This is a genomic window from Leptolyngbya sp. FACHB-711 (assembly GCF_014695615.1).
In the GTDB taxonomy this organism is placed as follows: Bacteria; Cyanobacteriota; Cyanobacteriia; order Elainellales; family Elainellaceae; genus Leptolyngbya_A.
Genome location: NZ_JACJOR010000537.1, coordinates 1 through 11,442, shown reverse-complemented (window position 1 = coordinate 11,442; position 11,442 = coordinate 1). Strand labels below are relative to the sequence as shown.

Genomic DNA, 11,442 nt, shown 5'->3' with positions numbered 1-11,442 from the left:
GGATTGAATGAGGCGATAGCCAGCACGGTTTCACTCTGGCATCTGCACAGAGTATGATCATTAAGAATTTATTAACTGCATCAGTACTTCTCCTCATGAGTAGAGAAACACTGCAAGCACTTTTTTGAGGGCAACTCAGCAAAGTAAGGAGAATTTATCTTTCCCCCTTGCCTGGCTCTTGTTCCGTAATGCGTGTGATTGAAGAATGCCTGTGATTGAAGCTACCTGCTTTGGTTATCTCCGCTGCTGTCTTCTACGCCCTTCAGAATTGTTCTCCCGGAAACCTGTGAGGATCTATGGCTGCTCATCTGACTACCTCTGCTCATCTGACTGATGATCTTGCGCTCCAAAGTCGCCTGGATGCCTATTATCAAGAGATTTGCGCCGTTATTCTCGATCGCCAGCATCCGGTGACTGGACTTTTGCCTGCTAGCACTGCCATTACTGCTCACGGCAACTATACTGATGCCTGGGTGCGGGACAACGTTTACAGCATTCTGGCGGTCTGGGGGCTGGGACTGGCATACCGAAAGGTGAATGACGATCGTGGCAGGGCGTATGAGCTAGAATACAGCGTCGTGAAACTGATGCGCGGCTTGCTGTTTGCCATGATGCGGCAGGCGCACAAAGTCGAAAAATTCAAAGTATCGCAGGGGTTGCTTGACGCGCTGCACGCCAAATACGACACCCAGACTGCAGATGTGGTGGTGGGGGATGACGGCTGGGGACATCTTCAGTTGGATGCCACGTCGCTCTATTTGCTGATGCTGGCGCAAATGACGGTTTCCGGGCTGCAAATTGTCTTCACGATCGATGAAGTGAATTTCATTCAAAATCTGGTGTATTACATCGGTCGCACCTACCGTACCCCGGACTATGGCATCTGGGAACGCGGCAACAAAATGAACCATGGCAAGCCCGAACTCAACGCCAGCTCGATCGGCATGGCAAAGGCAGCCCTGGAAGCCATTAATGGACTCGATCTGTTTGGTGTGCGTGGCAGTCAGGCTTCGGTGATTCACGTCTTGCCGGATGAGATCGCCAGGGCACGAATTACGCTGGACTCGCTGCTGCCCAGAGAATCGGCTTCCAAGGAAGTGGATGGGGCACTGCTGAGTGTGATCGGCTTTCCAGCATTTGCGATCGAAGACAGAACTCTGGTCGATCGCACCCGCGACAACGTGATTTCTAAGCTGCAAGGCAACTATGGCTGTAAACGGTTCCTGCGCGACGGACACCAAACTGTTATTGAAGATGTGACTCGGCTGCACTACGAGCCGAAAGAGCTGAAGCAGTTTGAGCATATCGAGTGCGAGTGGCCCCTCTTTTTCACCTATCTCCTGCTGGACGCGCTGTTTCGCGACGATCGGGAACAGGCGGAACGCTATGACCAGAAACTTCAGCCGCTGCTGATCGAGCAAAACGGTTTTAAGCTGTTGCCAGAGCTTTATTTCGTGCTTGCGGACAAGATCGAAGCAGAGCGATCGACTCCCCACAGTCAAACTCGCTTGCCGAATGAAAACGTGCCGCTGGTCTGGGCACAAAGCCTCTATTTGCTGGGGCAGATGATTCGGGAAGGGCTGCTAGCGATCGGCGATATTGACCCCCTCGGACGGCATCGGCAGTCGGGCAAGCGTCAGAAACCCCTGGTGCAAATTGCGTTGCTGACCGAAGACGAAATGCTTCAGGCAGAGCTAGCCACCTATGGGATCGCCACCCAAACTCCGGCACAAGTTGCCCCCATTCAAGTCAGACGGGCAGAGGAACTGTCTCGTGTCTATTCCCAGATCGGACGCAATGACAAGCTGAAGCTCACGGGTCGCCCGGTTCGGCGGCTTCGCAGCATGACGACTTCGCGGATTTTCAAGGTTCGAGGGGAAACGATCGTCTTCCTGCCTGCCTTCCTCGATCCGCAGCAGTTTTACCTAACGTTGGACTATCACTTTCTGGTGGCACAGATCAAAGGCGAACTGGCATACATTCAGCGACACTGGCGTCAGCTCGGCAGACCGACGATGACACTGCTGCTGACCCATGCCATGTTCCAGACCGAGGCAGAGCAGGGATCGCCCGATGGGGTTGCTGAATCCTCTCCCCTACTCAAGCTGCTGCGGGAATTACAGGAAGGAAGCTGCAACGGCGTTCCGGTTAAGCTCGGCGACTTAAAACAAATGATGCTGACCGCAGGCATAGAGCGGGTTGATTTTCTGCACGACTTTGAGTTTGCTGAGGCATCAGTGCAAAATGCAGCTCCGGCAGAGTATTACCTAACGTTTTATCCAGATCGCAATGCGCCCCTGAGCAATACGCAGGAATTTTTGCTGGCTTATGAAACCAATATTCCACGATTGCTTGATTTGCTGCAGCAGTCGGTGAACCTGTATGAGCAGATTGATTTGCTGGAAAATCTCAGCAATTTGTGTGATCTCACCTTTGACACAGGATTGGGGGGTTCGGGTCAGCCTGTGACGATCGCGATGCTGTTGGATGAGGTTTACAGCAAAGCCAGTCAGATTCAGCTCTGGGCAGTCATTCGGCGCGTTGCCGGGCTGCTGCACAAAGTTGATGTCAGCCTCTCGGATGCGGTCACCGATATCCTGGTACGGGGCAAGCAAATCTCGGTGGGCAAGGCCTATACCGAAGCTTCGCTAATCACCAGTCCCCTCCCTGCGACGGACATCATGGACAAGATTCAGCACTTTTGCAGCAGCGACGTGCGCGAGCGTCCGCTCACCCAGGAAATCCTAATCTACCTCAGTGTGCTGATCAAGACCGATCCCCAGCTTTTTAAAGGATTACTGACACTGCGGGTGAGCTATCTGATTCTGCTGATTACCACCGAACTGGCACGCGAGCAGCAAATCACGCAAGACGAAGCATACGAGCGGCTGATGCGCCTCAGTCCGTTTGAGATTAAGCTGCGTCTGATGCAGGTTCTCGCAGGCTACAACACGCTGAACCAGTCGCTATTTCAGCAAGAATCGCTGCACGTTCGCCAAACCCAGGAAATCGAATGGGTCATTTCCGCTGAGGCAAATGTAGAAGCTCCGGCACAGTCGATCGACTGGTGGAAGCAGCGGCAGCGAGACGGGGCCCTGAATCGCGTTCCCACTGGGTTTTATCCCAGCGTGTGGCAGGTGATGCGGCACTGCAAAGGCGTAGTGATTGGCGACAAGCTCGATCGCCGCAATCGGCTCGATAGTGAAGTGCTGCTGGCAGAAATGACTCCAGGCGAGAAAAACTTTGCGCTGCGGGTCGAGCATCTGCTGAACAACATTCAGGCTTCCGAATATCGTCAGGTCAACATCGAGGCACTGATGGAGCTAGCTGCCATCGCCGATCGCAATCCAGACCTCCAGATCGAGGAATACATTGTGCTGGATGTGCTGATCGGTCACGCCGTCCGACTCGCCTGGCTGGATCATCACCCTGATGCTGCGGATACCTACGATCAGCAAAAAGGAGTTGCTTGGCGATCGTTCTATGAAACCTCGCCCTATGTTTGCGCGAAATATATTGCGAAAGCACTGCGCTTCCTGACCGAACTGGGACAAGCCCCGATGCCTCGCGCTCCGATCTCAGCCTGAGAGAATCGAATTTTGCCAAATCCTCCCCGACTGAAAATCGATCGCCTACGATCTAAAGAAGGAGCGCGGCATTCGATCGCATCATTCCATTGTCATCACTATTGCCAGCAAATCAGATCATGCAGTTTATCGATCAGGCAGAAATTGAAGTTCAGTCAGGCTCAGGCGGAGATGGCATGGTTGCCTTCCGGCGCGAAAAATATGTGCCTGCGGGCGGTCCTGCGGGCGGCAATGGCGGTGCAGGTGGATCGGTTTATCTGAAAGCAGTTGAGCATCTGCAAACCCTGCTGGACTTTCAGTACGCCCGCATTTTTAAGGCAAAAAACGGTCAGCGCGGCGGTCCCAAAAACATGACCGGAGCTTCAGCAGACGATCTTTACATTGAAGTGCCTTGCGGCACAGTTGTTTACGACATCGAAACCGATGAGATTGTTGGAGATCTGGTCACGCCCGGACAAACCCTGCTCGTCGCGCAAGGCGGCAAAGGCGGGCTCGGCAACCGTCACTTTCTCAGCAACCGCAACCGCGCCCCCGAAAATGCTCTGCCCGGACTTCCCGGAGAAGAACGCGCCATTCGGCTGGAGCTGAAACTGCTGGCAGAAGTAGGAATTATTGGCTTACCCAATGCAGGCAAATCGACCCTGATTTCTGCCCTGTCTGCTGCCCGTCCCAAAATCGCCGATTATCCGTTTACCACCCTGATCCCTAACCTCGGCGTGGTGCGAAAGCCCACCGGAGACGGAACTGTTTTTGCCGACATTCCCGGACTGATCGAAGGGGCACACCAGGGAGCCGGACTGGGACACGACTTTCTGCGCCACATTGAACGAACCCGGCTGCTGCTGCACCTGATCGATGTGACTTCTGAAGACCCGATCGCTGCCTACGAAACGATCCAAGCTGAGCTTGAGGCATACGATCGCGGGTTACCCGATCGTCCCCAGATTCTTGCCGTTAACAAAATCGACGCTCTGCCGCCCGATAGCACGCTACCCAACGACCTCGCAGCCGAATTACACGATCGAAGCGGCTGTCCGGTCTTCATCATTTCTGCCGTTTCGGGAAGCGGACTGGATGAGCTGCTGCCAACAGTGTGGCAAATGCTTGACGAAATCAAAGCTTCTGAACCGAGTCAAACCGAGGACGAGGCGGGAATCGAAACCGAATTTGTCTGTCAGGAGCTTTAAACCTGGGCTCGCTGGAGGAAATTGCCGTTAGCTTTTAGCTTTGGGAGAAATTTGGTCTAGCTTGCTTTGGGCGTTTTGAAGCCGGTTCTGCGCTTTCTGGTAGACTGTCGTGCCGTTCTTCACTTTCTCAAGTTCGCGAATAATCCGCTGAAGGCTGACACTGAGCGATCGATTATTTGGGGGTGGGTTCGCCACCAGAATCTCGATTAATGCCTCTGCCTGCTCCAGAGCCTTCACTGAGTCCGCTTCTTGCTGCTTGCGAATCTGAATCTGCTCCAGATTATCCCGATACTGGGCAAGTTTTGTTTGCGCCTGCTGATAGCCTGCTGAATCTTCTGACGAGATTTTGGACAAGCGATCGATCGCCTCCTGCCACAAAGATTCCACCCGCTGCCATTCTTCAACCGGATGAGGTGGGTTTTGACTGGCTTCGGCAGCTCTCCGAGCAAACTGCGCTGCTGCCCCAATTTCACCCTGGCTCTGCAATGTGCTGGACTGCCCAATCACGGCAATAAACTCATTCTGAGCAGCATCAAGCTTTTGCGGAGCAAGTCTGCCTGCTAACGTTTCGGGCGGAATTTGAGCGAACTGCTCGATCGCTTTTTCCCATTGTCCGATCGCGGTTTGCTGAACCAGCAAGTTTTGAGCAGCGGCATATTGTTGTTTCGCGGCAGCGATTTGTTTTTCGGCTTCCAGCAATCTAGTTTCAGCGTTCTTTTCTTGAAACATTTTTGCCTGAAGGCGTCCGACTTCTGCTCTAGCAAGGTTAAATCCGGCGGCACTATAGGCAAAGACATACCAAGAGTTTGCACCCGCGACCTCTCGCCACTCGCTTTCTAACCAGATGGGTAGTCCATCAAGGTTTTTGTTTGCCTGCTCCAGCTTTTCCGATCCCCGGCTCAAATCGGCAAGAGAAGTCGATTGGTCTATTAGTTGTCTTGCTTGCTCAACCTGATTGATCGCGCCTTTAAACTGATTGTCGAACCGGATGTAGCTTGGCAGCAGCAGCAAAGGAGCCGATCGTGCGATCGGACGACGAATTGGAGGATAAGGCAAATTCACTAGCCACACCAACCCCACTGGAATGCTCGCTAGCAGAGCCAGCATGAGTGCGTAACGAGGCAATTGGGAAGCCTTGCGGAGTGGCTGATTTGGCTTTTGCTGTTCGGCTTTGAGCCGCTTTGCTTCTGCTGCCATTTCCGCTTCGATTTCTTTTTCTAAATCTGCTAATGTCTTAGGCTTGCTGCTAGAAGTGGGGGAAGTCGAGGAAGCGGTTTGACCAGAGGAAGTAGGTTTTTTCTGTTTCGAAAAGCGCAGCCTTTTCAGCGGATTCTTCATGGCATCGAGGATTGTGCTTAGGTTTAACTTGCCCAGGTTTAACTTGCCCGTGCTGCTGGCTTAAACATCAGGTTCCAGTTGAGGCCGCTCAATTTCCCTTGCCTGTATCGTTTCCTTGCTGAACTGCGAATTTGCGGTAACTCAAACTCCAGCCAACCTGATGCAAATTACAACCGAGACCTCCAATGAACAAAGAGAGATCGAATCGACCTCTCCTCCCTACTCTGCTATTCAGCAGCCTGACCAATGATCAGGAAATGGCGACATGAAGCAGTTCCCGCTGCGGGACGATCGGCGAAATATCCTGATTGCCACCCCTTGCTTAAACGGTCATTGCCACATCGGTTTGAGCAAAATTCATCATGCCAGAGTAGACCAAGCCGCGCTGCAAATCGAGGGTGAGAATCGTGCCGTCTCGGATGACCTCGGTTGCATTTTTCATGCCGACGATCACCGGGATTCCCAGCCGCAAGCCAATCACCGCTGCATGGCTAGTCAGGCTATCTTCTTCGGTCACAATTCCCGCTGCTTTGCGAATCGCTTCGACATAATCTGCATTGGTCTTTGGAACGACCAGAATTTCGCCCGAATTAAAGCTGCTTAGCTCCCGACCGTTCTGCACCACTCTGGCACAACCGCTTACTGATCCCTGACCAATGCCCACGCCTTTGCCCAGCACTGCCGTTACAACATCTACCTTGATCAGGTCTGTCGAGCCTGCCACACCTTGCAGCGTTCCTGCGGTCAGCACGACCAGATCGCCCTCTCGCAGCAAATTCTTTTCCTGAGCTACGTTAATTGCTGCCTGGAAGGTCTGACCCGTTGAAGGCAAATCCAGCACCAGGAGCGGACGCACACCCCATACGAGCTGAAGCTGTCGTGCGACATCGACATGGGGCGTTACTGCCAGGATCGGCTTATTGGGGCGAAATTTAGAAACGTTGCGGGCAGTGGCTCCGGTCTTGGTCAGAGTCATAATCGCGGCTGCCTGAAGCTGCTCAGCAATTCTTCCGACCGCCTGACTAATTGCGTTGGGGATCGATCGCCCCGCCATAATGTCAAAGCTGCGGTTTGGAGACTGATCCTGTTCGATTCGCATAGCGATTCTTGCCATCGTTTCGACTGCCATTACCGGATATTTGCCCACGGCAGTTTCGTTCGACAGCATTACCGCATCAGTTCCATCAAGGATGGCGTTTGCCACGTCGGAAATCTCGGCACGAGTCGGACGCGGATTGTTCACCATGCTGTCGAGCATTTGCGTTGCTGTAATCACCGGAATGCCCAGCCGATTAGAAGTTGCAATCAGCCGCTTTTGCAGCAGGGGCACTTCTTCCGCAGGCAGTTCCACGCCCAGATCGCCCCGTGCTACCATCACGCCATCGCAAAGCGAGAGAATTGCCTCCATTTGCTCGATCGCCTCATGCTTCTCGATCTTGGCGATCACCGGAACATTTTTACCCGCACTGGAAATCATCTCTTTGATCTCCAGCACATCCTGCGGATTTCGCACAAAGCTGAGCGCAACCCAATCTACACCCTGATCCAGCCCAAACATCAAATCTTCTCTGTCTTTGTCCGTCATTGCCCGGATCGACAGATAAACGCCGGGGAAATTAACTCCTTTGCTGTTCGATAACGGTCCACCGACAACAACGCGACAGTGCAATTCCTTGTTGACGCGATCGACCTTCTCCACCCGCATCTCCACGCGCCCATCGTCCAGCAAAATCGTTGCGCCTTCGGGGACTTCTTCCGCCAGCGGCCCATAGGTGACAGAACTAATTTCCTGGGTTCCCGGCAGCTTGCGGCTCGTCAGGATAAAGGGGTCGCCTTTCTCAAGCGTAATGGAGCCGTTTTCAAACTTACCCAGACGGATTTTCGGTCCCTGAAGGTCTTGCAAAATGCCAACGGGCTGATTCAGTTCAAACGAAATTTGCCGAATCAGACGAATGCTGCGCTGGTGGTCTTCGTGCGTCCCGTGGGAGAAGTTGAGCCGCAGTGTGGTTGCTCCCGCCTGAATCAATTCGCGTAAAACCTCTGGACTGCTTGTGGCAGGACCGATCGTTGCCACAATTTTGGTGCGATGAAGCGAATGGTGTGGTTGCATGAACGTTGATTTGGGCGATGAAAATTAGGCGGTGAAACGAAGGACACTCCTCTCGGAGCGGCAAAAGGGATAGTATCACGTTTAGGGAATGCGTTAACAGCAGTCTATCGGGTTCGCAGCAACAAGCAACACAAATTTGAGGAAATCCTCGAATTTTGAAGATTTCCTCACATTGGTTTCCTTACATTAGTTTCCTCTCATTAAGAGGGGGACTGGCGCAGCAGTTAACGCAGGCGAGTTCCCGTGCCTCCATCGGCGGGATCAAGGAATGGACGCAGATTTATCCCGCTGCGGCTGCTGCTTCGGGTTCTGGTTCCAGTTCCGGTCAGCGAAGAAAGGTCTAAGCCCACTGCCTGCCCAATCTGGTTCAGCAGCGACCCAGCACCGTCTCCCCTGTAGGTTGACACGGCAGCGGTATTTTGTCCGCCATCGGCTGTGCTGAGGTTGGCAAACACACGATCGCGGGTCGAGATCGGGTCTTGTCCTTCAGGAACCGTCAACACAATCCGGCAGCCCGGAACCTGCTCAGTCGTAACGCAAACCGTGTTATAGCCGTTTTCAACTGCCGTTTGCAGTTCCAGCAGCCCATCGGGACGGTAAAACTCCAGGCGACGGCTGATTTCCTGACAGCGACGATCGGCACTCCAGCCTCCGCCCATTTGTCCTGGTGCTGCCCAGGGATAGGCTTCTCCGGGCTGGCTCTGGGGGTTATACATGACCGTGTATTGCCCGTTCATCATCTGACAGGTGAAGCGGGTATCAGTGGTGGGGGTTGTCGTTGGGGAGGGCGAGGTCGTGGGGGGAGCCGACTGAATTTGAGCCACTAGCAAGCGATCGGGCTGCACACTCTCAGCCTGAGCAGGCACAGATCCATAACCAGACAGCACGGCGATCGTACTGATGCATACCGTTTGAACAAAATGGCGACGCTTCGGGTTAAACCAAACTCCTGGCATAGGAAACTCCTCTTTAGTAATTCAGTCAGAAGTAAATGAAATGCGAATCGAGCGACAGGGATAATCCTTTTTAACTCCTGATGTCGCCTCACCGCGACTGCGAATAATGCAGATGCGATCGGCTTGCGTCGCTAAGGTTCTTGAGATCGCTCATGGTAGAGTGCGACGTATTTTCGCTGTTAAGAGTGCCCACACTTGGCGATCGCTGGAAACAAATTTCAACAAAATATAGAATCTGAGCGGCTTTGGCGGATGAGGGGGGTGAGCAGGCGATCGCCAACCCTACTAACCAGCCTTCTATCACAGCCGGTTCGATTTGCACTCATCAGCAAGAGTTATGTCGTTCGATAGAATTTAGGTAAACCTTTATGACGGAACCTCGACGTATTTTGTTACGATGTTTACTGGAAAAGGGCAGCCTTAAGTTGTAGTTGCTCTTACCCGCCTGCCGCATTGGGAACGCGCAGAACGGGGTTTCTTCCACTGAGAAAACGACATTTATTTTAGACTGGCAGGGAAAGCCAGTCTTTTTTGCATTTTGGCTTCAACTTTAATTTCTTTCAACTCGCTCTCCCCGAAACGATGATTTCTCCCTTTACTGCTGCGCTTAAAGAATGGGCAGTTGCTGTTGATGCCCTCACTGCTGGAAGAACAATCGTCCTGCTTCGCAAAGGTGGGATTCGAGAACCGGGTGGCAAGTTTAAGATCGCCGATTCCCCCTTCTGGCTGTATCCCACCTATGAACATCAAAAGCCCCATTTACTCAAGCCGGGGTACGCAAATCGAGTCACGCCCGTCCCTTCGGGTTGGCATCCGGAGACGGTTAGGATTTCTGCGTGGGCTGAGATCACTGATCGCTTCGAGGTGAGTGATGCTGCGATCGTCGAAGCTCTGCTGCCCCTGCATATTTGGAATGAAGCCTTTGTAACGGAACGCCTGAAATGGAAGCCGCGTTTACCCCTATCGGTGCTGTTGCTGCGCGTTCACAGATTGCCGCAAGCGGTTGAAATTCCTTATTTGACTGAATATGGCGGCTGTAAATCGTGGATTAATTTGGCAGAAAGCTTATCTCCTGATGGAGCTCGTCCGGTTCTCGCGAATGCCGATTATCAGCAGCAGGTCGATGCGGTTCGGGCGGTGGCTTCGCAGTTCCCGGAAGGGGAAATCGCTGTGCCTGCAATCCCTCAAGACGAAAAGACAGGAGCAAGCAATGTCATCGTTTGAGCAGCGCATTTTTAGCAGAAGTTCGTTTTTTCCAGATGAAATTGTCGAGTTGCGTCAGGTCTGTTTCACTCCGGCTCGGGTTTTCACTCCCGGCAAATACATTGCGGGTCAACTACCTGATATCGCGTTTGAGCTGGGCTTGGTTGATCATTTGCCGCCTGTTAAAGGTAAAAGTGAAGAAGTTCAGCCTCCTAATCAACCTTTGAGGAAAAGGGCAGAAGGGGAATCAGGGGAGCCGGGATAATCGGGGGGATGGGTCGATCGATAGACGGTAGAGACAAAGTATTTGCGGTAATGTTTTTTGCAGGAAGTAAAAGTTCCTGGTGCAAATGCTTGCCTCTTAGAAAGGTTGTTTGAAAAGCAGTAATCCTTCCGAACTGCCCCTTTGTTTCCTAATCCTGGGGGAAACCGCGCCAGGTTATTCTGACTCTCAAAGTTTCCCAAAATTAGGGATTTAGGGGACAATGTGGCACCTCTGCGACTGCTCAAACAGCCTCTGAAAGGTGTTTTGGTAACTGAATGGGAAAAGAAGTGAGAAGAGGAGTTTTCTGTGAATTCTAGTCTTGTTAAAAAAGAGGCAAATCTGCTGCACAAAGCCCTGATACCCCTCCTATCGATCGATGCCGGATTCACAGAGCTCATTCTGGTTGACATTGCCAAAATTATTCAAATTTGCGGGCGCAGCAATGGCGAACTGCGATCGACCGAACTGCTTGCTTATCTGGTGCTATACGCGCTGCTGAAGGAAGATGGCGAAAAGCTATATGCGGCTTTAAACCGATGGGATGTGACAGACGATCGCATCAAATATCAAAAAATTACGCTGCAAATCATGCTGAACCTGACGCAGGGACAGCCCGAAGATCGCCTGATGCTGCCTTCTGTTTTGAACCGATTAGACGAAGAAAAAAATACCCATTACCTCGACTCAATTACCAACGCAATTTATAAATTTGCTCAGACGATTGTAAAAGCTGATGACGCTATTTCGTTAGCAGAAATGGAAGCCCTCTCGCAGGTCTGGCAAATGCTTCATACTT

General features: G+C 52.4%; 9 protein-coding genes. 5 read left to right on the top strand and 4 right to left on the bottom strand.

Annotation, left to right across the window (positions count from 1 at the left end):
- Positions 1–296: 296 nt before the first annotated feature.
- Both H6F80_RS26575 and obgE read left to right on the top strand, forming a co-directional pair.
- The gene (locus tag H6F80_RS26575; protein WP_190794527.1) at positions 297–3,587 is read left to right on the top strand and encodes a glycoside hydrolase family 15 protein; all 3,291 of its coding nucleotides are present in this window, start codon (positions 297–299) and stop codon (positions 3,585–3,587) included.
- A gap of 119 nt (positions 3,588–3,706) precedes the next feature.
- The gene (gene obgE / locus H6F80_RS26570; RefSeq protein ID WP_190794526.1) at positions 3,707–4,774 is read left to right on the top strand and encodes a GTPase ObgE; all 1,068 of its coding nucleotides are present in this window, start codon (positions 3,707–3,709) and stop codon (positions 4,772–4,774) included.
- Between the two features lie 27 nt (positions 4,775–4,801).
- Here the strand turns inward: obgE and H6F80_RS26565 are convergent, their stop codons facing one another.
- From H6F80_RS26565 to H6F80_RS26550, 4 genes are all read right to left on the bottom strand, one after another.
- Entirely contained in the window at positions 4,802–6,112 is a 1,311-nt protein-coding gene (locus H6F80_RS26565) for a hypothetical protein (protein WP_190794525.1), read from the bottom strand.
- 322 nt (positions 6,113–6,434) lie between these two features.
- A complete protein-coding gene (gene pyk, locus H6F80_RS26560) occupies positions 6,435–8,222 on the bottom strand; it encodes a pyruvate kinase (RefSeq protein ID WP_190794524.1) in 1,788 nt (595 codons plus the stop codon).
- Between the two features lie 224 nt (positions 8,223–8,446).
- Entirely contained in the window at positions 8,447–9,178 is a 732-nt protein-coding gene (locus tag H6F80_RS26555; protein ID WP_190794523.1) for a COP23 domain-containing protein, read from the bottom strand.
- A gap of 88 nt (positions 9,179–9,266) precedes the next feature.
- Positions 9,267–9,500 (bottom strand): hypothetical protein, encoded by a 234-nt coding sequence (locus tag H6F80_RS26550; protein WP_190794522.1) that lies wholly within the window; start codon positions 9,498–9,500, stop codon positions 9,267–9,269.
- Positions 9,501–9,760: 260 nt separating this feature from the next.
- Here H6F80_RS26550 and H6F80_RS26545 point away from each other — a divergent pair, with 260 nt between their 5' ends.
- From H6F80_RS26545 to H6F80_RS26535, 3 genes are all read left to right on the top strand, one after another.
- A complete protein-coding gene (locus H6F80_RS26545; RefSeq protein WP_190794521.1) occupies positions 9,761–10,402 on the top strand; it encodes a DUF1802 family protein in 642 nt (213 codons plus the stop codon).
- Positions 10,389–10,646, top strand: a complete 258-nt coding sequence (locus tag H6F80_RS26540) for a hypothetical protein (protein ID WP_190794520.1) — start codon at positions 10,389–10,391, stop codon at positions 10,644–10,646. Before H6F80_RS26545 ends, H6F80_RS26540 begins: the two co-directional genes overlap by 14 nt.
- 306 nt (positions 10,647–10,952) lie before the next feature.
- Positions 10,953–11,442 (top strand): hypothetical protein (locus tag H6F80_RS26535; RefSeq protein WP_190794519.1); only part of this gene is annotated, 490 nt, incomplete at its 3' end.